This is a genomic window from Serratia sp. Nf2 (genome assembly GCF_003028435.1).
GTDB lineage: Bacteria > Pseudomonadota > Gammaproteobacteria > Enterobacterales > Enterobacteriaceae > Serratia > Serratia marcescens_L.
Window position 1 is genome coordinate 217,436 of sequence record NZ_PYTW01000004.1, and the last position, 24,069, is coordinate 241,504.

The following is a 24,069-nucleotide window of genomic DNA, read 5'->3' on the forward strand; positions in this document are numbered from 1 at the left end:
TAACTGGCTAACAATCCGACGTCCAGATGCTTACCATTTGGATAATGAATTTAGAGAGCCGATTGCCATGATTACATGCAGAACAGCACAACAATGCGGGCAAGCTGACTTTGGTTGGCTGCAGGCTCGCTACACCTTTTCCTTTGGTCACTACTTCGATCCCAAACTGATGGGCTACGCGTCGCTGCGGGTGCTGAATCAGGAGGTGCTGGCGCCGGGCGCGTCGTTCCAGCCGCGCACCTATCCCAGCGTGGATATCCTGAACCTGATCCTGCAGGGCGAGGCGGAATACCGCGACAGCGACGGCAACGCCGCGCGCGCCAACGCCGGCGAAGCGCTGCTGCTGGCCACCCAGCCGGGCCTGAGCTACAGCGAACAAAACGTCAGCAGCGATACGCCGCTGACCCGACTGCAGCTGTGGCTGGACGCCTGCCCGGAACGTAACAACGAGCGGGTGCAGCGCCTGACGCTGCCGGCGGCAGGTAACCTGCTGCTGGCCTCGCCGGACGGCGCGCAGGGCAGCCTGCAGCTGCGCCAGCAGGTTTGGATCCACCATCTCGATCTGCAGCCGGGCGAAGAACAAACGCTGACGATTAACGGGCCACGCGCCTATTTGCAGTCGATTCACGGCACCATCGCCGCCACCGGCGAGCGCCACGAAGCGCAGCGCCTGACCTGCGGCGACGGCGCCTTCGTGCGCGAGGAGAATCGCCTGACGATCCGCGCCGAGACGCCGCTGCGCGCACTGCTGATTGACCTGCCGGTGTAAATCGGCCGGAAAACGAAAAACCCCGCGCAACTGACGTTGCGCGGGGTTTTCTTTTGTCGAGGGAGTTGACCGGTAAGCCGGGTTCTGTCGTGGACAGTCATTCCTCTAGGCCAGCAATCGCTCACTGGCTCAAGCAGCCTACCCGGGTTCAGTACGGGCCGTACCATGTGAACCCCTATTTGGCCTTGCTCCGGGTGGAGTTTACCGTGCCACGAACTGTTGCCAGCCGCGCGGTGCGCTCTTACCGCACCCTTTCACCCTTACCTGATCCCGCTTGCGCGGGCCATCGGCGGTTTGCTCTCTGTTGCACTAGTCGTAGGCTTGCGCCTCCCAGGCGTTACCTGGCACCCTGCCCTATGGAGCCCGGACTTTCCTCCCCTCCATCTGTCTCCCCGAAGAGGACGGCAATGAAGCGGCGACTGTCTGGTCAACTCCGGCGCGGATAGTAGCGTCGCGGCAGCGGCAGGTCAACCGCTTTACGGCTGTTGTTGCTCCAGCGCGTGCTTATACAGCGCATTTTTCTTCACGCCGTGGATTTCCGCCGCCAGCGCTGCCGCCTTTTTCAGCGGCAGCTCTTTTTGCAGCAGCGCCAGCGTGCGCAGCGCCTCGAGCGGCAGCGCATCCTCCTGCGCCTTGTGGCCTTCGACGATCAGCACCATCTCGCCACGGCGGCGCACTTCATCTTCCTGCACCCACGCCAGCAGTTCGCCCACCGGCGCGCCGTGGATAGATTCCCAGGTTTTGGTCAGCTCGCGCGCCAGCACCACATAGCGCTGCGGGCCCCAGACGGTGACCATGTCTTGCAGGCTTTCCAGCAGGCGGTGAGTGGATTCGTAGAAAATCAGCGTGCGCGGTTCCTCCGCCAGCGCCATCAGCGTATCCTTGCGCCCCTTGGTTTTCGCCGGCAGGAAGCCTTCGTAGCAGAAGCGGTCGGAAGCAACGCCCGCGGCGCACAGCGCGGTAGTGGCGGCGCAGGCGCCCGGCAGTGGCACCACGCGAATGCCGGCCTCGCGGCAGCGGCGCACCAGGTGATAACCGGGATCGTTGATCAGCGGCGTGCCGGCGTCGGACACCAGCGCGATGCTCTGGCCTTCCTGCAGTTTCGCCAGCAGCTGATCGGCTTTTTGCTGTTCGTTGTGATCGTGCAGCGCGAACAGACGCGCGTTGATCGCGAAGTGTTGCAACAGCAATCCGGTATGGCGCGTGTCTTCCGCCGCGATCAGATCAACGCTTTTCAGTACCTCTAACGCGCGGTGGGTGATATCGCCCAGATTGCCGATGGGAGTGGGCACCACATACAGCGTTGATGCAGAAATGACTGATTGTTGGTGTTGATTCATTGTTTCATCCGGGTTGCCGATTTAATATTGAGCATCTTGAAAAAAACATCACTGGATACAGTATGCTTTCCTCAACATTCGTTCGTACCAAAGCAGGGCGTTCCAAGCCTGTCCGACTTACTGCAGTCATCGCGGCCGCCCTTTTCCTGGCAGGCTGTCCAAGTCGGGCCCCGCAAACGCCGCCCGCCAATATACAGAACGAAGCGAGCGCCAGCTCCGATTACTACCTGCAGCAGTTGCAGCAAAGCAGCGATGATAACAAGGCTGACTGGCAATTACTTGCTATTCGCGCCTTGCTGCGTGAAGGAAAACTGCCGCAGGCCGGCGACCAGTTGAACCAGTTGCCGAAAAATCTCAGTGGCGCACAGCAGACTGAACGCCAGTTGCTGACCGCCGAACTGCAGATCGCCAACAAGAGCTACGTCAGCGCCCGCAGCACGCTGGGCCACCTGGACAGCAGTTCGCTGTCGCCGAATCAGAAGGTGCGCTACTACCAGGCGCAAATCGCCGCCAATCAGGGCAAAGCATCGCTGCCATTGATCCGCACCTATATCGCTCAGGAGCCGTTGCTGACCGGCAAACCGCACCAGGACAACCTGGATCAGACCTGGCAGGCGCTGCTGCAGCTGACGCCGCAGGAGATGAACAGCCTGGTGATCAACGCCGACGAGAACGTGCTGCAAGGCTGGCTGGATCTGCTGCGCGTCTATCAGGACAATAAGCAGGATCCCGATCTGCTGAAGGCCGGTATCAAAGACTGGCAGAACCGTTATCCGAAGAACCCGGCGGCCAAAACGCTGCCGGCTCGCCTGAACCAGGTGCTGAACTTCACCCAAGCCTCCACCTCGAAAATCGCCCTGCTGCTGCCGTTGAACGGCCAGGCGAAAGTATTCGCCGACGCCATCCAGCAAGGCTTCGAAGCGGCGAAAAACGGCGGTTCCATGCCGGCGCCGCAGCCTCAAGCCGCACAACCGGCCAGCACGCCGGCCCAAACGGCGCCGGCCGATCAGGCCGCCACGGGCGACATCAACGCCAACGGCGCGGTCAGCCCTTCGGCGCAAGAGAGCCAGCCTGCCGTGACCGCCGCGCAACCCGCTGCGCCGTCCAGCGCGCCGATAACGCCGCTGCAGGCCGCCAACGCGCAGGTCAAAGTGTACGACACCACCAGCCAGCCGCTGGCCGCCTTGCTGAGCCAGGCGCAGCAGGATGGCGCCACCCTGGTGGTCGGCCCGCTGCTGAAAGAGAACGTCGATCAGCTGTCCGCCAGCACCACCACGCTGAACGTACTGGCGCTCAACCAGCCGGAAACGCCGAAGGACAACCTGAACATCTGTTACTTCGCCCTGTCACCGGAAGATGAAGCGCGCGACGCCGCCCGCCACATCTGGGAACAGCAGAAGCGTCAACCGCTGTTGCTGGTCCCGCGCGGCGCCTTCGGCGATCGCGTCGCCAAGGCCTTTAACCAGGAATGGCAGAAGCAAGGCGGGCAAACCGTACTGCGTCAGGACATCGGCTCCGCCGGCGAGCTGCGCCAAATAGTCAACAGCGGCGGCATCCGCATGACCGGTACGCCGATGTCGAGCGCCCCGGCGCCGCAGAGCGTCACCATCGCCGGGCTAACCATTCCGGCGCCGCCGAGCGACGTGCCCGCCGCGACCGGCGGCAGCGTCGACGCGGTGTATATCGTTGCTACCCAGTCCCAGCTGACGCTGATCAAACCGATGATCGACATGGCCACCAGCTCGCGCGGCAAGCCGGCGATGTACGCCAGCTCGCGCAGCTACCAGGCCGGCGCCGGCCCGGACTTCCGTCTGGAAATGGAAGGCCTGCAGTTCAGCGATATCCCGCTGCTGGCCGGCTCAAACCCTCAGCTGTTGCAGCAGGCCAGCGCGCGCTTCCGTAACGACTACTCGCTGGTGCGCCTGTATGCGATGGGAATGGATGCCTGGACATTGGCCAACCACTTTGCTGAAATGCGCCAGCTGCCGGGCTTCCAGGTTTCCGGCACCACCGGTACGCTGAGCGCGTCGCCGAACTGCGTGATCAACCGTAAGCTGCCTTGGCTGCAATACCGTCAGGGCACGGTCGTGCCGGTCTCTTGAACCCACGCGCCTCCGGGGCGGGCTATGAGTTACTGGCCCGCCGTCACCTGGAACACGCCGGGCTCACCTTCTGCGCCGCCAACGTCGCGGTGCGCGGCGGTGAGCTCGACCTCATCATGCGCGACGGTGCCACCTGGGTGTTCGTCGAAGTGCGCTACCGCCGCAACGACGCCTTCGGCGGCGCGGCCGCCAGCGTCACCTCTCGCAAACAACAGCGGCTGCTGCATGCTGCCGCCGTCTGGCTGGCGGGGCGCGGAGCCAGTTTTGACACATCATCTTGCCGTTTTGATGTTTTGGCCATTACCGGTAGCCAGTTAGAATGGATACCCAACGCCTTCAATGCGGATTAATCGGGGTTTTGCGGCGCAGACCGGCCCTTTGACTTAGTGGATTAATACAACGTGCTGGATAGAATTAAAGCCTGTTTTACCGAAAGCATCCAAACCCAGATTGCGGCGGCGGAAGCGTTGCCGGACGCCATTTCCCGCGCTGCGATGACGCTGGTTCAATCCTTACTCAACGGCAACAAAATCCTGTGCTGCGGCAACGGCACCTCGGCGGCCAACGCGCAGCACTTTGCCGCCAGCATGATCAACCGTTTTGAAACCGAGCGCCCCAGCCTGCCGGCCATCGCCCTCAACGCCGACAACGTGGTGCTGACGGCGATCAGCAACGATCGGCTGCACGACGAAGTGTATGCCAAGCAGGTGCGCGCGCTCGGGCACACCGGCGACGTGCTGCTGGCGATTTCCACCCGCGGCAACAGCCGTGATATTGTGAAAGCGGTCGAGGCGGCCGTCACGCGCGATATGACCATCGTCGCGCTCACCGGCTACGACGGCGGCGAGCTGGCCGGGCTGCTCGGCCAGCAGGATGTCGAAATCCGCATCCCGTCGCACCGCAGCTCGCGCATTCAGGAAATGCATATGCTGACCGTAAACTGCCTGTGCGACCTGATAGACAATACGTTATTCCCCCACCAGGACGATTAAGGAACTGAGATGAAGCTAAAAGCCACATTTGCAGTGCTGTCCAGCGCCCTGCTGTTGCAAGGCTGTATCGCCGGCGTCGTCGTCGGCAGTGCGGCCGTCGCGACCAAAACCGCCACCGACCCGCGCAGCGTCGGGACCCAGGTGGATGACGGCACGCTGGAAGCCAGGGTCGAAAGCGCCCTAAGCAAAGACCAGCAGTTGAAGAAAGACGCCCGAGTGGTCGCCACCGCCTATCAGGGCAAAGTGCTGTTGACCGGCCAGTCGCCTAACGCCGATCTCACCGCGCGCGCCAAGCAGATCGCCATGGGCGTGGAAGGCACGACCGAAGTGTATAACGAAATCCGTCAGGGCACGCCGGTCAGCCTGAGCACCGCGTCCTCCGACACCTGGATCACCACCAAGGTGCGTTCGCAGCTGCTCACCAGCGATACGGTGAAATCGTCCAACGTGAAGGTCACCACCGAAAACGGCGAAGTGTTCTTGCTGGGCCTGGTCACGCAGCAGGAAGGGCAGTCGGCGGCGCAGATCGCCAGCCAGGTCAGCGGCGTGAAGCACGTCACCACCGCCTTTACCTATGTGAAGTAATCCGCTCTGGCGGGAGCGGCGCCGTGCCGTTCCCGCCCGCTTAATCCAGCTTGTTCTCTTTCAGGAAACCTTCCCCGCCCAGCTGCCGCATCTGGCGCATGATCCACTGTTGACGCTGCACCACATAGCCGGACGGCGCATCGGCCCTGAAGCGGTGCGGATTCGGCAATACCGCCGCCAGCAGCGCCGCTTCGGCCGCGCTCAGCCGTTTGGCCGGCTTATGGAAAAAGCGCTGTGAAGCCTCCTCCACGCCGAACACCCCGTCGCCGAACTCGACGATGTTCAGATACACCGTCAGAATGCGCCGCTTGGTCCACACCAGCTCGATGCCCGACGTCAATCCGGCCTCCAGACCTTTACGCAGCCAGCTACGGCCATCCCACAAAAACAGGTTTTTGGCGGTTTGCTGCGACAGCGTGGACGCGCCGCGGATGCGCGTCGGGCGCTTCTCGTTGTGGCTGAGCGCCTTTTCAATGGCCGCCACGTCGAAGCCCCAATGGTCTGGAAACTTCTGATCCTCAGCCGCCATCACCGCCAACGCCATCTGCGGCGAGATGTCGTCCATCGACACCCAGTCCGAATGGGCGACGTAGCCGAAGTCGCCGCTCAGCCAGGCGCTGACTTGTCTCTCCACCATCACGGCGGAAAACGGCACCGGCAGGAAGGCGAAGGCCACAATGCCCAACACCCACAGGCCGAGAATCGCGATGACCCCGCGCTTCAGCCAATACCACGGGCGCAGCCACCGCCATCCGCCGAGCGATTTTCTCATTCAGCCAGTTCCAGCACCCGCACCACCAGCTTATCGATGCCGAGGGCCGCCTGCGCGATCGACGGCGCCAGCATATAGGCCGGCGTGGTCACGACTTTATGTTCGCTGTCCACCACGATATCGTCCACCGGGCAAATCACCGGCTCGCCGCCCATGGCGTCAATCACTTCTCCCAGGTCCGGATCGTTGCCAATGGTCAGCCGCGCTTGTTGATCCAGCAGTTTCGGCAACAGCGCCGGCGCGATGCACATCAGGCCAATTGGTTTGCTGGCCTTATGCATCTCACGCGTCAGACGCGCCAAATCTTCATCAACCCAACATTCCGCGCCGGCTTCGGCAAAATTGCTGAGGTTCTTGGCGGCGCCAAAGCCGCCGGGCACGATCAGCGCATCCAGCTGCGCGGCCTCCGCCAGCGCCAGCGGCTGCACCGCGCCGCGGGCAATGCGCGCCGATTCAATCAGGACATTGCGCGACTCCGCCATCTCCTCACCAGATAAGTGATTAATAACATGGCGTTGTGGTTTATCAGGCGCAAAGCACACCGCCTGCGCGCCGGCACGGTCCAACGCCAGCAGCGTCAGCACCGCTTCATGGATCTCCGTACCGTCATAAACGCCGCTGCCGCTGAGGACTACACCCACCTTTTTCATCACTCTTACTCCTGTCGTCGCTGTCAACTGGTTCGTGCTCGGAGTTGACAAACACTAATCTACATCACACATTTTAATGAATCTTCTAACAAGAGCGCTTACATTTGCTATGTTGTTGGCTGTATGATGTTTAGGAATTCGCAACAACCTGCTCGACCAGAACACTGAAACCAATACGCAGGTTCACAATTTCCCTGGTGTTGGCGCAATATTCGCGCACCCCGGCTTAGGTCGGGGTCATTTTTTTTCAGCGTTCTCTACCCAAGCCCGCAGTACCTGCACATCGTTGCGCCACTCTTGCTTCAGCTCATCCACCCAATCCTGCACGTTATCCCACCAGGCCGGCAGCGTCGGCGTTTGAATCTGCTGCGCCAGCTGCTGCAGATGGCGCAGACCGACCGAACCGGCGGCTCCCTTGATCTTGTGACCTTCCTCGGTGATGCCTTTCTGATCGCGCGCCGTCATGTTGGAGTCCAGCACCGCCAGATAACCCGGCATCATTTGTTCGAACATCTCCAGGCTTTGGTGGATCAACTGCGGGCCAACCAGATCCATGTACTGCTCCAGCATCGCGGTATCGAGTAACGACTCATTAATCTGCATCGCCTTGTGCTCCGTTTTCTTTGAAGTGTGAGAAGGTTGATGATCCCAATAGTGTTTGATGACCTGGGTCAGCGCCGGCACCGACAACGGCTTGCTCAGCACATCGTCCATGCCCGCCTCGAGATACTCTTTTTTGTCTTTCAGCACGTTGGCGGTCAGGGCCACCAGCGGCGGCAGCGCCTGCCCGGCGTAGCGTTCGCGCAGCGCCCGGGCGATGTCCAGCCCGGTCATGTCCGGCAGTTGGATATCCAGCAGCACCAGATCGAACTCGTCCGGATCGAACATTGCCAGCGCATCGTGGCCGTTCATCGCCACTTCGACGCTGTTGCCCAATTTCTCCAGCACCGAGCGCGCCACGATCACGTTCAGTTCGATATCCTCCACCAGCAGGATATGTAGCGCCGGCAACGGCAGCTCTTCTTCCTCCGGTAGCTCGCTGACGGCTTCCTGCACCGCCGGCGCCTGGATGGTCAGAGTGAAGCAAGAACCGTGCCCCTGTTCGCTGCGCACGGTGATGTCACCGCCCATGCTCTGCGCCAGCCGCTTGGAGACCGCCAACCCGATGCCGGTGCCGGTAGCCGGGCGGCCACCGCGCTGATCTTTCACCTGGTAATACATGGCGAAGATCTTGTCCTGCTCGTCCTGAGGGATGCCCATGCCCGAATCTTCCACCTCGAACACCAGCTTCTCCTGCGCCTCGCGCCGCACGCGTACCACGATTTGCCCCTGCTGGGTGAATTTCACCGCGTTGCCGATCAGGTTCCACAAAATCTGCCGCAGGCGCGTGCCGTCGGTCACGATCTGCTGCGGCAGCGGCGTCTGCGGCTCCATGATGAACTGCAGTCCTTTCGGCTGCGCCAGCAGGCCGGAGAGGTTCTCCAGATCCGCCAGGAAGCCGGTGAAGTCCACCGGCTGGTTGTCGAGCTGCACCTTGCGCCGCTCGAGCTTATCCATTTCGATAATGTCGTTGAAGATATTGCCGAGGGTGATGGCGCTGACGTGAATGGTCTTCAGGTATTTCAACTGCTCGTCGTTCAGCTCGGTATCGAGCAGGATGCGACTCAGGCCAACGATGCCGTTAAGCGGCGTACGCAGCTCGTGGCTGATCGTGGAGATAAAGGTGGTCTTCTCCCTGCTGGCGTTCTCCAGCGCGTCCTGGTAGCGCTTACGCTCGGTAATATCGCGGCCGAAGCCCATCAGCCCGTGGCGTTTGCCCACCCGGTCGTAAAACGGGACCTTGCGCAGCTCGAAACAGGCCTTGCGGCCATCGGGATACACCAGCCACTGTTCGTAGGTCAGCGAGACGTTGTGGCGGAACACCTTCTCGTCGGTTTCAATGACCTTTTCGGCGATCTCCTGGCCGTAGACGTCGAACGGCGTCAGGCCGATCAGCTGCTTCTCGCTCTTGCCGGTCAGCAGCTCCATCGCGCGGTTGCAGCCGGAAAATTCTTTGTCTTCGTTGCGGTAGTAGACCAGATCCGGCGAGGCATCGAGGAAGGAACGCAGCAGCGCCGATTGCTGGCCCAGCTCAATCTGCGCCAGTTCACGCTGTTCCATCTCTTCCGTCAGCTTGTCCATCACCTGCAGGCGCTCTTCTTCCGCCTTGATACGGTCGGCGATCTCCTGGTTCAGTTGGCTGATATTGTCCTTAAGCTGCTGATTGAGCTCCAGATCGCGGTGGCGCATCTCCTCCAGCTTGTCCACCAGCCGCGCCAGCCGCTGGCGCGACTCCTCCAGTTGCTCCACCACTACCGAGAGGAAGTAGACCGCCCACGGGGTGATCAACAGGCCGAAGAAGATCGAACGCACCACGTCGATGCTTTCCACTTCGCCGCGCAGCAGCATGGTCACCGCCATCTGCACCACCATCGCCAGCACCACCAGCGCCGAGGCCAGCAGCAGCGAGAAGCGCACCAACCCCAGTTTCACCATTAAATCGACGTAGTACTGGGCCAACACCCGGATTTGCTTCATAGCGGCTCCCATCAGACACAATCTTTTGAATCATACCGTAAAACAGCGGTGAGATAAGGCGGCAAACGCCGAAGTGTGGCAAAGATTGCACTTCAGAGCGGCATTCCGGGGCGGTAGCGCCGCTTTTCATCCAGCGCGCTGCCCTGCCCGCCGTATTGCTGCAGATAAGCGCCCACCGCCTGCATGCCGCGCCAGCGGTTTTCACACCACAGTGGCGCCAGCAGAGTGGGCCGACGGGCGCTGGCGGACAGGCGGTGATACACCACCTCGCCCGGCGTGTGGCGGATCATCTCCCCGGCGCTGGCGGCGTAGTCTTCCAGCACCAGTTCGGACAAACGCCCGGCTCGCCACGCGCGGGCCAGGGTACTGCCGGTAACGACGTGCAGCGGATGCAGCTTGATGCCATCCACGCCGGACTCCACCACCCGCTGCAACGTGAGCAGATGATCGCGCTGGGTCTCGCCCGGCAGCCCGACGATCAGATGGCAGCACACCTTCAGCCCGCGCTGCCGAGCCCGTTGCGCGGTCTGCTGATAGCAGCGGAAATCATGGCCGCGGTTGATGCGTTTGAGCGTTTTATCGTGCGCCGTCTGCAGCCCCAGCTCCAGCCACACTTCGTAACCCTGTTCGCGATATCCCGTCAGCAGATCCAATGCGGCGGGCGGCACGCAATCCGGCCGGGTGCCGACGCACAGGCCGACCATCTCGCTCTGCGCCAACGCCTGCCGATACATCGACGCCAGTAGTTCGACCTCCGCATAGGTGCTGGTATAGGCCTGGAAATAGGCCAGATAGCGCTGCGCCCGGTCGACCCGCGCGGCCTGTCGCGCCAGCTGTTCGGCGATACTTTGCCGCTGCATCGCCTCATCGGCGAATGAAGCGACGTTGCAAAACGTACAGCCGCCGCGCCCCAACGTGCCATCGCGGTTAGGGCAGCTGAATCCGCCGTGCAGCGTGAGTTTATGGATCTTTTCGCCATAGCGGCGCTGGAGATCTGCGCCAAACATATTGACTAATTGCGGCAACTGCATAATCTTGGTGATTCTCTGTGTTCAAAGCCGCGATGCTAATAAGAAACGGCTTTTCCCGCGATGACAGAGATCAACGCTTTCCCCGCAAGGCGCCACCAGGCATAACTATTCACCATAAACGCAAATCAATTCACTATAATTCTGATGAATTATTCTAATCGTCGCGCAACCGTTAACGGCAATATGACAATGCAGTGAAAAACAGTGACAAACATCAACAAAGAAATATCTTATAGAATAAAATTCTGCCATTAACCCCCGCACTAGCATGGTGCAGAGATTAAGGGGTTGCACTATAGTGAGACAGCTCACACTTCTGTGGGGATCGGCGTTGCCCCACGATAGTGCAAAAACGCATTAAATACCTTATCTTTCAAATAAATAAACATCATCAATTCGATAAGAATCTATCTTAAGCCCACATTTGACCTGCGAATTCTTTCTCGCTAAGTTGGAAGTCCGCTGGAAGCTTTCTGGACGGGCAAACGTCTCGTCATATTTATGCAGTAATTGAAGACTCCCTCTTAAAACAAGTCCTATACCACTTGTGAGACCGTCACGAGAGGCCATTGATGGAGGGCGGAAAAGCAGATTGGCGGGGTTAACTTGCTGATTGGACTTCTGCCTGAAATTGGGAAGCCCCCTCGCAGTAGGTTGTGAGAGTCACGCAGAGCCTGGGGAGGTTCACGATATGTTGTACGATAAATCCCAAGAGAGGGACAACTGTGGTTTCGGCCTGATCGCCCACATAGAAGGCGAACCTAGCCACAAGGTGGTGCGTACCGCCATTCACGCGCTGGCCCGCATGCAGCACCGCGGCGCGATCCTGGCCGACGGCAAGACCGGCGACGGCTGTGGCCTGTTGCTGCAAAAACCCGATCGCTTCTTCCGCATGGTGGCGGAAGAGCGCGGCTGGCGTTTGGCCAAGAACTACGCCGTCGGCATGATGTTCCTCAGCCAGAATGAAGAGGAAGCGCGCCTCAGCCGCCGCATCGTGGAAGAAGAGCTACAAAACGAAACGCTGTCGATCGTCGGCTGGCGTGAAGTGCCGACCAACCCGGACGTGCTGGGTGAAATCGCCCTCTCCTCCCTGCCGCGCATCGAGCAAATCTTCGTTAACGCCCCGGCCGGCTGGCGCCCGCGCGATATGGAACGCCGCCTGTTCGTGGCGCGCCGCCGCATCGAGAAACGCGTGCAGGACAACAGCTTCTACGTCTGCAGCTTCTCTAACCTGGTGACGATCTATAAAGGCCTGTGCATGCCTGCGGATCTGCCGCGCTTCTATCTCGATCTGGCGGACCTGCGCCTGGAATCGGCCATTTGCCTGTTCCACCAGCGCTTCTCCACCAACACCGTGCCGCGCTGGCCGCTGGCGCAGCCGTTCCGCTACCTGGCGCACAACGGCGAAATCAACACCATCACCGGCAACCGCCAGTGGGCGCGTGCCCGTACCTACAAATTCCAAACGCCGCTGATCCCGGATCTGCAAGCCGCCGCGCCGTTCGTCAACGAAACCGGCTCCGACTCCAGCTCGCTGGACAACATGCTGGAACTGTTGCTGGCGGGCGGGATGGATCTCATCCGCGCCATGCGCCTGCTGGTGCCACCGGCCTGGCAGAACAACCCGGACATGGACGGCGATCTGCGCGCCTTCTTCGACTTCAACTCGATGCACATGGAGCCGTGGGACGGCCCAGCCGGCATCGTGATGTCCGACGGCCGCTACGCCGCCTGTAACCTCGATCGCAACGGCCTGCGCCCGGCGCGCTATGTCATCACCAAAGACAAGCTGATCACCTGCGCCTCCGAAGTCGGCATCTGGGATTACCAGCCGGACGAAGTGGTGGAAAAAGGCCGCGTCGGCCCCGGCGAGCTGATGGTGATCGACACCCGCAGCGGCCGCATCCTGCACTCGGCGGAAACCGACAACGATCTGAAAAGCCGCCACCCGTATAAAGAGTGGATGGAGAAAAACGTCAAACGTCTGGTGCCGTTCGAAGATCTGCCGGACGATCAGGTCGGCAGCCGCGAGCTCGACGACGCGCAGCTCGAGACCTATCAGAAACAGTTCGGCTACAGCAGCGAAGAACTGGATCAGGTGATCCGCGTACTGGGCGAGATTGGCCAGGAAGCCACCGGTTCGATGGGCGACGATACCCCATTTGCCGTGCTCTCCAGCCGGCCGCGCATCGTTTACGACTATTTCCGCCAGCAGTTCGCGCAGGTCACCAACCCGCCGATCGATCCGCTGCGCGAAGCGCACGTCATGTCGCTGGCCACCAGTATCGGCCGTGAAATGAACGTGTTCTGCGAAGCCGAAGGCCAGGCGCACCGCCTGAGCTTCAAATCGCCGATCCTGCTGTACTCCGATTTCAAACAGCTCACCACGCTGGAAGGCGAATACTATCGCGCCGAGACGCTCGATCTGACCTTCGATCCGCAGCAGCAGGATCTGGAGCAGACCATTCGCGCCCTGTGCGACGAAGCGGAACGCAAGGTGCGCGAAGGCGCGGTGCTGTTGGTGTTGTCCGACCGCGCTATCACGCCCGGCCGCCTGCCGGTACCCGCCCCGATGGCCGTTGGCGCCGTGCAAACCCGCCTGGTGGAGAAAAGCCTGCGCTGCGACGCCAACCTGATCGTTGAAACCGCCAGCGCCCGCGATCCGCACCACTTCGCCGTGCTGCTCGGCTTCGGTGCGACCGCCATCTACCCGTATCTGGCCTATGAAACCCTGGCCAAGCTGGTGGACAGCCAAGCGATCGACAAGAAATACCGCGACGTGATGCTGAACTACCGCAACGGCATCAACAAAGGCCTGTATAAGATCATGTCCAAAATGGGCATCTCGACCATCGCCTCTTACCGCTGCTCCAAGCTGTTCGAAGCGGTCGGCCTGCATCGCGATCTGGCGGATCTGTGCTTCCAGGGCGTGGTCAGCCGCATCGGCGGCGCCAGCTTCAGCGATTTCCAGCAGGATCTGCAGAACCTTTCCAAGCGCGCCTGGCTGAAACGCAAACCGCTGGAGCAAGGCGGCCTGCTGAAGTTCGTGCACGGCGGCGAATACCACGCCTACAACCCGGACGTGGTGAACTCGCTGCAAAAAGCGGTGCACAGCGGGGAATACAGCGACTATCAGGCCTACGCCAAGCTGGTGAACGAGCGGCCGGTCGCCATGCTGCGCGATCTGCTGGCCATCACGCCGAAAGGCGAACCGATCCCGGTCGATCAGGCTGAACCGGCGGAGTCGCTGTTCAAACGCTTCGATACCGCGGCGATGTCGATCGGCGCACTGAGCCCGGAAGCGCACGAGTCGCTGGCGATCGCCATGAACGGCCTCGGCGGCTTCTCCAACTCCGGCGAAGGCGGCGAAGATCCGGCGCGCTACCGCACCAACAAGGTGTCGCGCATCAAACAGGTGGCCTCCGGCCGCTTCGGCGTGACGCCGGCCTATCTGGTGAACGCCGACGTGATCCAGATTAAGGTGGCGCAGGGCGCCAAGCCGGGCGAAGGCGGCCAGTTGCCGGGCGATAAAGTCACTCCGTACATCGCCAGACTGCGTTACTCGGTGCCGGGCGTGACCCTGATCTCCCCGCCGCCGCACCACGACATCTACTCGATCGAAGATCTGGCGCAGCTGATCTTCGACCTGAAGCAGGTCAACCCGAAAGCGGTGATCTCGGTGAAACTGGTGTCCGAGCCGGGCGTCGGCACCATCGCCACCGGCGTGGCGAAAGCCTATGCCGACCTGATCACCATCGCCGGTTACGACGGCGGCACCGGCGCCAGCCCGCTGTCCTCGGTGAAATACGCCGGCTGTCCGTGGGAACTGGGCCTGGTGGAAACCCAGCAGGCGCTGGTGGCCAACGGCCTGCGCCACAAGATCCGCCTGCAGGTGGACGGCGGCCTGAAAACCGGCGTGGACATCGTCAAGGCGGCGATCCTGGGCGCGGAAAGCTTCGGCTTCGGCACCGGGCCGATGGTGGCGCTGGGCTGTAAATACCTGCGCATCTGCCACCTCAACAACTGCGCGACCGGCGTTGCGACTCAGGACGACAAGCTGCGCCGCGATCACTACCACGGCCTGCCGGAACGCGTGACGAATTACTTCCAGTTTATCGCGCGTGAAACCCGCGAGATCATGGCGCAGCTGGGCGTGAGCCAACTGGTGGATCTGATCGGCCGCACCGAGTTCCTGACCGAGCTGGACGGCATCTCCGCCAAGCAGAACAAGCTGGATCTGTCGCCGCTGCTGAAAACCGCCACGCCGCATTCGGGCAAAGCGGTGTACTGCACCGAAAGCAGCAACCCGGCGTTCGACAAGGGCCTGTTGAACAAAGAGCTGCTGGCTCAGGCGCAGCCGTATATCGAAGCGAAGCAGGGTAAAACCTTCTACTTCGACATTCGCAACACAGACCGCTCCGTAGGCGCCATGCTGTCCGGCGCTATCGCCGACGTGCACGGCGATCAGGGTATGGCAGCCGATCCGATCAAGGCGCACTTCTCCGGCACCGCCGGGCAGAGCTTCGGCGTCTGGAACGCCGGCGGCGTCGAGCTGACCCTGACCGGCGACGCCAACGACTATGTCGGCAAAGGCATGGCCGGCGGCAGCATCGCGGTGCGTCCGCCGATCGGCTCCGCCTTCCGCAGCCATGAAGCCAGCATCGTCGGCAACACCTGCCTGTACGGTGCCACCGGCGGCAAGCTGTTCGCCGCCGGCCGCGCGGGCGAACGCTTCGCGGTGCGCAACTCCGGCGCTATCACCGTGGTGGAAGGCATCGGCGACAACGGCTGCGAATACATGACCGGCGGCATCGTCTGCGTGCTGGGTAAAACCGGCATCAACTTCGGTGCCGGCATGACTGGTGGCTTCGCCTACGTGCTGGACGAAGACGGCGAGTTCCGCAAGCGCGTGAACCCGGAACTGGTGGAAGTGCTGGATGTCGATCAGTTGGCGATCCACGAGGAGCACCTGCGCGGCCTGATCACCGAACACGTGCAGGCGACCGGCTCTTCCCGCGCGGAAGAGATCCTGGCCAACTGGCCGGAGTGGGCGCCGAAGTTCGCCCTGGTCAAACCGAAGTCCAGCGATGTCAAAGCGCTGTTGGGTCACCGTAGCCGTTCCGCAGCCGAGCTGCGGGTGCAGGCGCAGTAAGAGGTAGGTCATTAATGAGCCAGAACGTTTATCAATTTATCGACCTGCAGCGTGTTGATCCGCCAAAGAAACCGCTGAAGATCCGCAAAATCGAGTTCGTCGAGATCTACGAACCGTTTTCGGAAACCCAGGCCAAGGCCCAGGCTGACCGCTGTCTGTCCTGCGGCAACCCGTATTGCGAGTGGAAGTGCCCGGTGCACAACTACATCCCGAACTGGCTGAAGCTGGCCAACGAAGGCCGCATCATGGAAGCGGCGGACCTGGCGCATCAGACCAACAGCCTGCCGGAAGTGTGCGGCCGCGTGTGCCCGCAGGATCGCCTGTGCGAAGGCTCCTGCACCCTGAACGACGAGTTCGGCGCGGTCACCATCGGCAATATCGAGCGCTACATCAGCGATAAGGCCATCGAAATGGGCTGGAAGCCGGACATGTCGCACGTGCAGCCGACCGGCAAGCGCGTGGCGATCGTCGGTGCCGGCCCTGCCGGGCTGGCCTGCGCCGACGTGCTGACCCGCAACGGCGTCAAAGCGGTGGTGTATGACCGTCATCCCGAGATCGGCGGCCTGCTGACCTTCGGTATCCCGGCCTTCAAGCTGGAAAAGGAAGTGATGGTCAAACGCCGCGGCATTTTCAGCGAGATGGGCATCGAGTTCCAGCTGAACACCGAAGTGGGCAAAGACGTCAGCATGGAGACCTTGCTGAGCGAGTACGATGCGGTGTTTCTCGGCGTCGGCACCTATCAGTCGATGCGCGGTGGCCTGGAGAACGAGGAGGCGCAGGGCGTGTACGACGCGCTGCCGTTCCTGATCGCCAACACCAAACAGCTGATGGGGTATGAAACCGAGCAGCACGAGCCTTACGTCAGCATGGAGGGCAAGCGCGTGGTGGTGCTGGGCGGTGGCGATACCGCCATGGACTGCGTGCGTACCTCGGTGCGCCAGGGCGCGACGCAGGTCATCTGCGCCTACCGCCGCGACGAAGCCAACATGCCGGGCTCCAAGCGCGAAGTGAAGAACGCCCGGGAAGAAGGCGTAGACTTCCAGTTCAACCTGCAGCCGCTGAGCATCGAACTGAACAGCGCCGGCCGCGTGGCCGGGGTGAAAATGGTACGCACTCAGCTGGGTGCGCCGGATGCCAACGGCCGTCAGGCGGCGGAGCAGGTGCCGGGTTCCGAACACGTGATCGACGCCGACGCGGTGGTGATGGCGTTCGGCTTCCGCCCGCACCGCATGGACTGGCTGGCGGCGCACGACGTGCAGCTCGATAAACAGGGCCGCATCCTGGCACCGGAAGGCAGCGACAACGCGTTCCAGACCAGTAACCCGAAAATCTTCGCCGGTGGCGACGCGGTGCGCGGCTCAGACCTGGTGGTGACAGCGATCGCCGAAGGCCGCAAGGCGGCAGACGGCATCATGAACTACCTGGAAGTGTAAACCTTCCGTACCGCCAAAGGCCCGGCACGTTGCCGGGCCTCTGTTTTAGCCTGCCACGCTTTGTAACAACCTCCCCTCTCCTCACCGTCTCAACGCGCTATAGTATTGAGTTAGCACCATTGCGGGGCGCGGCTGCGCCTGACACCGAGATAAGGATAGCGAACATGAAATGCTCCATTTCCCTGTTGGCCGGCGCACTGCTGGCCGTCAGTTTCAGCACTTCGGCCATGGCGCTGGATTCGCAGGAGGTCGGTTACAATATCGAAGCACGCGGCGCGCGGCCGGTCGTGGCTCAGTTAGGCAAGGCCGGGCAGTTCAACGCCGTGGAAAACAGCATCAGGCTGGGGGACGACAGCTGGATTGCCCTGGCGCCCAAGCTGGCCGGCGGCGGCAATGCCGGCTTTACCGCCGGCATCAAATCGGCCCTCTCCGCCGCCCTGATCTACAATCCGGCGGCGGTGTTGCAGGCGCTCAACAAAGGCAACGATCTGCCGCTCAATGACATTTGCACCGCGCCGCCGGAAGTGCAAGGCGACACCGCCATCACCAGTTTCCGCCAGCGCGCAACCCACGCCTTGTCCACCGTGCGCGTTGGCGATCTCAGCGCGCCGCGCGATGCCTGCATTGCCGCTTTGAAAGGCTGATCCGCCTCTGCCGGGCAAAAAAAAAGCACCCCCAGGGGTGCTTTTTCGTTTGTTCGCGCGGGGTTATTTCACCACGCGCAGCGCCGGGCGGCCACCGCGCGGCGGCTGTGGCGGCTCATCGTCCGGGCCGTTATCTTCCGCGGTATCCGGGCGATCGCCGTCGATCACCGACATCAGGGTTTCCGAAGGGATCGTCTCATTATCCAGACCTTCGAACACGCCTTCACTTTCGTCGTAGGCGGCTTCCGGTTCGAACATCGTGCCGGCGCCGTTTTCACGCGCATAGATCGCCAGCACGGCGGCCATCGGCACCGAAACCTGACGCGGCACGCCGCCGAAACGTGCGTTAAACTGCACGTCTTCGTTGCCCAACGCCAGGTTGCCTACCGCGCGCGGCGCGATATTCAGCACGATCTGGCCGTCACGCGCGAACTCCATCGGCACCTGCACGTCCGGGCGAGTCACGTCGACCACCAGGTGCGGCGTCAGCTGGTTATCCAGCAGCCAGTCGTAGAACGCCCGCAGCAGATACGGGCGACGCGGCGTCATCTGAGACATGTCCATCGCGCTTAGCCCCGGGTTTGCAGGCGCATTTCACGCTCGGCTTCGGTCAAGGAAGCCAGGAAAGCGTCGCGTTCGAAGACGCGGGTCATGTAGCCCTTCAGCTCTTTGGAACCGGCGCCGCTCAATTCGATGCCCAGCTGCGACAGACGCCACAGCAGCGGTGCCAGGTAGCAATCCACCAGACTGAACTCTTCGCTCATGAAATACGGCGTCTGACCGAAGATAGGCGCGATCGCCAACAGCTCCTCACGCAGCTGGCGACGGGCGGATTCCGCTTCCTGACCGCTGCTCTTCTCGATCTTGTCCATCAGCGAGTACCAGTTCTTCTCGATGCGCAGCATCATCAGACGGCTCTCGCCACGGGCAACCGGGTAAACCGGCATCAGCGGCGGGTGCGGGAAACGCTCATCCAGGTATTCCATGATGATGCGGGATTCATACAGGGTCAGTTCGCGATCGACCAGCGTAGGCACCGTCTGGTAGGGGTTGAGGTCAATCAGATCTTGCGGCAGGTTATCCATTTCGACCTGCTCGATCTCGACGCTGACACCTTTCTCCGCCAGTACGATACGTACTTGATGGCTAAAAATGTCGGTCGGGCCAGAGAACAGCGTCATTACCGAACGTTTGTTGGCAGCGACAGCCATGAAAACCTCCAAGTTATCTAGAAAATACTGCGAATAGCCAACTGACAGGCTGCTATCCTGAATAATCTTGCCGCAGGCCGGCAGCACGCAGCGCGACCCGAGCCCATGAAAAACCGGCTCAGGAGGTCAACTGCACGGCGAACAGGCGCAAAAGTGGGTGATAGTTTACCAGATTTTGCTTGTTTTGTGGGGGCGGTGCGGCGAATTCATGTTGAATTGTCTGATATGCCACAGATTTTAGTCGGGGACGGCGGATTTCAGGCATAAAAAAACCCGGTGAAGCACCGGGTTTTTTGCGTAAATCGCACTGCCGAGGCAGCGAAAATTAACGCTTGGAGAACTGCGGACGACGACGTGCTTTACGCAGGCCGACTTTCTTACGTTCAACCTGACGAGCGTCACGGGTGACGAAGCCAGCTTTACGCAGTTCAGAACGCAGAGTCTCATCGTACTCCATCAGTGCACGGGTGATACCGTGACGGATAGCGCCAGCTTGACCGGAGATACCACCACCTTTAACGGTGATGTACAGGTCCAGTTTGCCAACCATGTCGACCAGCTCCAGCGGCTGACGAACTACCATGCGGGCAGTTTCGCGACCGAAGTACTGTTCCAGGCTGCGCTGGTTGATAACGATGTTACCGTTGCCCGGCTTGATGAAGACGCGAGCGGCGGAGCTTTTGCGGCGACCAGTGCCGTAGTATTGATTTTCAGCCATTGCCATTAATCCCGATTAAATGTCCAGAACTTGCGGTTGCTGTGCCGCGTGATTGTGCTCGGTGCCCGCGTAAACTTTCAGTTTACGGAACATAGCACGACCCAGCGGGCCCTTTGGCAGCATGCCTTTAACCGCGATTTCAATCACGCGCTCAGGACGGCGGGCAATCATCTCTTCAAAGGTCGCTTGCTTGATACCACCGATGTGGCCGGTGTGGTGGTAGTACACTTTGTCTGTACGCTTGTTGCCGGTTACAGCAACTTTGTCAGCGTTCAGAACGATGATGTAATCACCGGTATCCACGTGCGGGGTGTATTCCGCTTTATGCTTGCCGCGCAGGCGACGAGCCAGTTCAGTAGCGAGACGGCCTAAAGTTTTACCATCTGCATCAACAACGTACCAGTCGCGTTTTACGGTTTCTGGTTTAGCTGTAAAAGTTTTCATTAGAAAGCTTACCCAATAATTAGTTACACGTTGGTGAACACCCAAACGCTCGAAAACAGTTGAGGCTCACACGACCATACAAGTCCAGCAAACCTACCCCTTCGAATAGCCATTGCCGGCACTATAAAGTTTTTGGGAAAAAAAACTTTGTTGTAACGTGGGGTCGCAAGATTATAGAGAAGTCGCTCACAAAGATCGAACGGTTTTTGAATGGAAAATAAATTTATCGCCGGCGGCAGGCAACCGGCGATAGGCCCGGCGGACTCAGGGCAGATGCGGCAGCTTAAGGTACTCTTCGCTCTGCATTTCCTGCAGGCGAGACAGGCAGCGCTGGTACTCGAACTTCAGCCGCTCCCCCTGGTAGATCTCGAACATCGACGCCTCGGCGCCGATCACCAGCTTGACGTGTCGCTCGTAGAATTCGTCCACCAGCGCCAGGAAGCGGCGCGCAGTATTCTCTTTCAACGGCCCCATCACCTGCACATTATACAGGATCACGCTGTGATACAGCCGCGACAGCGCAATGTAGTCCAGTTGGCTGCGCGCCTCTTCGCACAGCGTGTGGAAATCCACCGCCAGCACGCCGTCCACCGAACGGATCGCCTGCAGCGGCCGATGGTTGATCTGCAGCACCGGCGCGTCCTCCCCCGCCTTGCCCGCCAGCTTGACGAACATCCGATCCAGGGTCTCGCGCGTCTGGTCGCTCAGCGGCGTCAGGTAGAGGTGCGCCTGGGTCAGGGTACGCAGACGATAGTCGATACCGGCGTCGACGTTCATCACGTCGCAGTACTCATTGATCAGATCGATAGCCGGCAGGAAACGCGCCCGCTGCAGGCCGTTGCGGTACAGATCGTCCGGCGGGATGTTCGACGTGGCCACCAGCGTGATACCACGCGCGAACAGCGCCTGCAGCAGCGTGGCCAGCAGCATGGCGTCGGTGATGTCGGACACGAAGAATTCGTCGAAGCACAACACATCGGTCTCGGCCTTGAAGCCGTCGGCAACGATGTCCAGCGGGTTTTCCCGCCCCTGCAACTCGGTCAGCTCTTCATGCACTCGCAACATGAAGCGGTGAAAGTGCAGGCGCATTTTGCGATCGCCCGGCAGGCTGTGGAAGAACATGTCCATCAACCAGGTTTTGCCGCGCCCAACGCCGCCCCACATATACAGCCCCTGCACCGGACGCTGCGGCGCCGTTTCGCCGCCCTTGCCCAGCAAACGGCTGAGCTTGCCGCGCAGCCCGCCGGCCGGCGCGCTCGCCGCGGGCTTTTGCAGCAGGGCCTGATAAATGCGATCCAGTTGAGTCATGGCCCGACGTTGAACCTCATCGGCCTGATATTCCCCCGCGTCCAGCGCCTGCTGGTAGCGAGATAACGGTGATAGTGCCTGCATCTGTTCGATGTTCCCTAAGAACGCTTAGAAATTATTTAGCCAACGTTGGCGGCAAGTTGATGCCGATTCGCACCGTTATCGCCACAAATGCCCGCTGCGGGCGCCGCTGAAAACCCTGTAAAAATTAGGTGGAAGCGCATCAGGATTCCACTCGGACAAGGTTAACGGTTATAGTGGATATTATTAAGTGAAAAATCCCTGCGGAACAACGAAGTCAAAATAGGAGTCATCATGACCTGGGAGTATGCGCTGATTGGTTTGGTCGTCGGTATCGTGATTGGTGCGGTGGCGATGCGTTTTGGCAACCGTAAATTACGTCAACAACAAGTCCTGCAGAACGAGCTGGACAAGAGCAAAACCGAGCTGGAAGAGTACCGTCAGGAGCTGGTCGGCCACTTTGCCCGCAGCGCCGAGCTGCTGGACAACATGGCTCGCGACTATCGCCAGCTGTATCAGCACATGGCGAAAAGCTCCAACAACCTGCTGCCGGATCTGCCGATGCAGGAGAACCCGTTCCGCTATCGCCTGACCGAAGCGGAAGCAGACAACGATCAGGCGCCGGTGGAAATGCCGCGCGACTATTCGGAAGGCGCCTCCGGCCTGCTGCGCGGCCAAAGCGCGCGCCGCGACTGATATCCCTTCTTCGCCCGCGGGGCCACCCGCGGGTTTATTCCCCCTTTGTGCCTTATTGACCTTCCTTCGCATTACCTTTACTGAACTTTGCACGCAAATTCACGGTCTTACCCTTCACTATGACAAGGTGATTGCCTTATCATCAAATTTTCATCGGCAGGTATTGAGAGAGTTATCATCAATGAAGAAAAAGTCTTTAATTCTTAGTGCATTGGCAATGAGCCTCGGCCTGGCGCTCAGCGCTGTACCGGTGGCCAACGCGGCCCTGCCCGTCGCTGTTCAGGGGCAGCCGCTGCCGAGCCTGGCGCCGATGCTGGAAAAAGTCTTGCCCGCCGTAGTGAGCGTGCATGTCGCAGGCACCCAGGTGCAGCGTCAACAGCTGCCGGAAGAGTTCAGACGCTTCTTCGGCCCCAATTTCCCCGGCCAGCAGCAGAGCTCCCGCCCGTTTGAAGGGCTGGGTTCCGGCGTCATCATCGACGCTGCCAAAGGCTACGTGCTGACCAACAACCACGTCATCAACAACGCCGATAAAATCCGCGTGCAGTTGAACGACGGCCGTGAACTGGACGCCAAGCTGGTCGGCCGCGATGAGCAATCCGACATCGCTCTGCTGCAGCTCAGCGACACCAAAAACCTGACCGCCATCAAGATGGCCGATTCCGACCAGCTGCGCGTCGGCGACTTCGCCGTGGCGGTCGGCAACCCGTTTGGCCTGGGCCAAACCGCCACTTCAGGCATCATCTCGGCGCTGGGCCGCACCGGCCTGAATCTGGAGGGGCTGGAAAACTTCATTCAGACCGACGCCTCGATCAACCGCGGCAACTCCGGCGGCGCATTGGTTAACCTGAACGGCGAACTGATCGGTATCAATACCGCCATTTTGGCGCCGAGCGGCGGCAACGTCGGCATCGGCTTCGCCATTCCGAGCAATATGGCGCAGAACCTGAGCCAGCAGCTGATTGAATTCGGCGAAGTGAAACGCGGTCTGCTTGGCATCAAGGGCAGTGAAATGACCCCGGACATGGCCAAAGCCTTCAACACCGACGCGCAGCGCGGCGCCTTCGTCAGCGAAGTGCTGCCGAAATCCGCCGCCGCCAAGGCCGGCATCAAAGCCGGGGATATTCTGGTTTCCGTCGACGGCAAGCCGGTGAACAGCTTCGCCGAGCTGCGCGCCAAAGTCGGCACCACTGCACCGGGCAAAACCCTCAAAGTGGGCCTGCTGCGCGATGGCAAACCGCAGGAAGTCTCGGTCACGCTGGACAACAGCGAGAGCGCCTCGACCAACGCCGAAACGCTGTCGCCGGCGCTGCAGGGGGTTTCCCTCAGCAATGGCGCACTGCCGACTGGCGACAAGGGCGTGAAGGTGGAGAACGTGGATAAAGGCTCGACGGCGGCACAGATCGGCTTGCAAAAAGGCGACGTGATCATCGGCGTCAACCGCCAGCGCGTGGACAGCATCACCGCGCTGCGCAAGGTGCTGGAAACCAAACCACCGGTGATGGCGCTCAATATCGTGCGCGGTAACGAAACCATTTATCTGCTGCTGCGTTAATTTGTGCAAAAACCGGGCTCGGTGACATACTGCGCCCGGTTAACTCATGCTATCCTCCGAACATCGTTCACC

20 protein-coding genes and 1 other RNA gene are annotated in these 24,069 nt (G+C 60.8%); 10 read left to right on the top strand and 11 right to left on the bottom strand.

The genetic code is table 11. The features are described from left to right. The first annotated feature begins 67 nt into the window (after positions 1–67). A complete protein-coding gene (locus C9411_RS11290; protein ID WP_107227078.1) occupies positions 68–769 on the top strand; it encodes a pirin family protein in 702 nt (233 codons plus the stop codon). 57 nt (positions 770–826) lie between these two features. Here C9411_RS11290 and rnpB read toward each other — a convergent pair. Together rnpB and rsmI are read right to left on the bottom strand one after the other, a co-directional pair. Further along, positions 827–1,204, bottom strand: an RNA gene (gene rnpB, locus C9411_RS11295) — RNase P RNA component class A. A gap of 41 nt (positions 1,205–1,245) precedes the next feature. Further along, positions 1,246–2,109 carry a 16S rRNA (cytidine(1402)-2'-O)-methyltransferase gene (rsmI, locus tag C9411_RS11300; RefSeq protein WP_004937108.1) on the bottom strand — a complete coding sequence of 288 codons (864 nt, stop codon included), beginning with the start codon at positions 2,107–2,109 and terminating at the stop codon, positions 1,246–1,248. Positions 2,110–2,171: 62 nt separating this feature from the next. On the opposite strand from rsmI, the gene C9411_RS11305 reads away from it, so the two are divergent. The 4 genes from C9411_RS11305 to dolP are packed head-to-tail and all read left to right on the top strand — an operon-like array spanning position 2,172 to position 5,788. Further along, a complete protein-coding gene (locus C9411_RS11305; RefSeq protein WP_107227079.1) occupies positions 2,172–4,211 on the top strand; it encodes a penicillin-binding protein activator in 2,040 nt (679 codons plus the stop codon). Further along, positions 4,208–4,561, top strand: coding sequence for a YraN family protein (locus C9411_RS11310; protein WP_019453117.1), 354 nt, complete (start codon positions 4,208–4,210; stop codon positions 4,559–4,561). The genes C9411_RS11305 and C9411_RS11310 overlap by 4 nt, the downstream gene beginning before the upstream one ends. A gap of 51 nt (positions 4,562–4,612) precedes the next feature. Next, positions 4,613–5,203, top strand: coding sequence for a DnaA initiator-associating protein DiaA (diaA, locus tag C9411_RS11315; protein WP_063988614.1), 591 nt, complete (start codon positions 4,613–4,615; stop codon positions 5,201–5,203). Positions 5,204–5,212: 9 nt separating this feature from the next. Further along, on the top strand, positions 5,213–5,788 hold the full coding sequence (gene dolP / locus C9411_RS11320; protein ID WP_004937101.1) for a division/outer membrane stress-associated lipid-binding lipoprotein: 576 nt from the start codon (positions 5,213–5,215) through the stop codon (positions 5,786–5,788). Between the two features lie 40 nt (positions 5,789–5,828). Here the strand turns inward: dolP and mtgA are convergent, their stop codons facing one another. From mtgA to C9411_RS11340, 4 genes are all read right to left on the bottom strand, one after another. Continuing rightward, positions 5,829–6,560: a monofunctional biosynthetic peptidoglycan transglycosylase gene (gene mtgA, locus C9411_RS11325; protein WP_107227080.1), complete on the bottom strand. Its 732-nt coding sequence runs from the start codon at positions 6,558–6,560 to the stop codon at positions 5,829–5,831. After that, positions 6,557–7,210, bottom strand: coding sequence for an isoprenoid biosynthesis glyoxalase ElbB (elbB, locus tag C9411_RS11330; RefSeq protein ID WP_063988612.1), 654 nt, complete (start codon positions 7,208–7,210; stop codon positions 6,557–6,559). Before elbB ends, mtgA begins: the two co-directional genes overlap by 4 nt. A 237-nt stretch (positions 7,211–7,447) precedes the next feature. Further along, positions 7,448–9,787, bottom strand: a complete 2,340-nt coding sequence (gene arcB, locus C9411_RS11335) for an aerobic respiration two-component sensor histidine kinase ArcB (protein ID WP_107227081.1) — start codon at positions 9,785–9,787, stop codon at positions 7,448–7,450. A gap of 92 nt (positions 9,788–9,879) precedes the next feature. After that, entirely contained in the window at positions 9,880–10,818 is a 939-nt protein-coding gene (locus C9411_RS11340) for a TIGR01212 family radical SAM protein (protein ID WP_063988610.1), read from the bottom strand. A gap of 691 nt (positions 10,819–11,509) precedes the next feature. Here C9411_RS11340 and gltB point away from each other — a divergent pair. The 3 genes from gltB (at position 11,510) to C9411_RS11360 (ending at position 18,047) form a co-directional block, all read left to right on the top strand. Further along, on the top strand, positions 11,510–15,970 hold the full coding sequence (gene gltB / locus C9411_RS11350; RefSeq protein ID WP_107227083.1) for a glutamate synthase large subunit: 4,461 nt from the start codon (positions 11,510–11,512) through the stop codon (positions 15,968–15,970). A gap of 14 nt (positions 15,971–15,984) precedes the next feature. Continuing rightward, a complete protein-coding gene (locus tag C9411_RS11355; RefSeq protein WP_063988608.1) occupies positions 15,985–17,403 on the top strand; it encodes a glutamate synthase small subunit in 1,419 nt (472 codons plus the stop codon). Positions 17,404–17,567: 164 nt separating this feature from the next. After that, a complete protein-coding gene (locus tag C9411_RS11360) occupies positions 17,568–18,047 on the top strand; it encodes a hypothetical protein (protein WP_107227084.1) in 480 nt (159 codons plus the stop codon). A 63-nt stretch (positions 18,048–18,110) separates the two neighbouring features. Here C9411_RS11360 and sspB read toward each other — a convergent pair whose 3' ends face one another. The 5 genes from sspB to zapE form a co-directional block, all read right to left on the bottom strand. Continuing rightward, entirely contained in the window at positions 18,111–18,611 is a 501-nt protein-coding gene (gene sspB / locus C9411_RS11365; RefSeq protein WP_004937084.1) for a ClpXP protease specificity-enhancing factor, read from the bottom strand. 5 nt (positions 18,612–18,616) lie between these two features. Beyond that, positions 18,617–19,258, bottom strand: a complete 642-nt coding sequence (sspA, locus tag C9411_RS11370; protein ID WP_063988752.1) for a stringent starvation protein SspA — start codon at positions 19,256–19,258, stop codon at positions 18,617–18,619. Between the two features lie 325 nt (positions 19,259–19,583). Beyond that, on the bottom strand, positions 19,584–19,976 hold the full coding sequence (gene rpsI, locus C9411_RS11380; RefSeq protein WP_004937080.1) for a 30S ribosomal protein S9: 393 nt from the start codon (positions 19,974–19,976) through the stop codon (positions 19,584–19,586). 15 nt (positions 19,977–19,991) lie between these two features. Further along, positions 19,992–20,420, bottom strand: coding sequence for a 50S ribosomal protein L13 (gene rplM / locus C9411_RS11385; RefSeq protein WP_004937079.1), 429 nt, complete (start codon positions 20,418–20,420; stop codon positions 19,992–19,994). 264 nt (positions 20,421–20,684) lie between these two features. Further along, complete coding sequence (gene zapE / locus C9411_RS11390) at positions 20,685–21,812, bottom strand: cell division protein ZapE (protein WP_107227085.1); 1,128 nt, start codon at positions 21,810–21,812, stop codon at positions 20,685–20,687. Between the two features lie 231 nt (positions 21,813–22,043). Here zapE and zapG point away from each other — a divergent pair, with 231 nt between their 5' ends. After that, on the top strand, positions 22,044–22,445 hold the full coding sequence (gene zapG / locus C9411_RS11395) for a Z-ring associated protein ZapG (protein WP_004937074.1): 402 nt from the start codon (positions 22,044–22,046) through the stop codon (positions 22,443–22,445). A 181-nt stretch (positions 22,446–22,626) separates the two neighbouring features. Continuing rightward, the gene (gene degQ, locus C9411_RS11400; protein WP_107227086.1) at positions 22,627–23,997 is read left to right on the top strand and encodes a serine endoprotease DegQ; all 1,371 of its coding nucleotides are present in this window, start codon (positions 22,627–22,629) and stop codon (positions 23,995–23,997) included. Positions 23,998–24,069 lie beyond the last annotated feature (72 nt).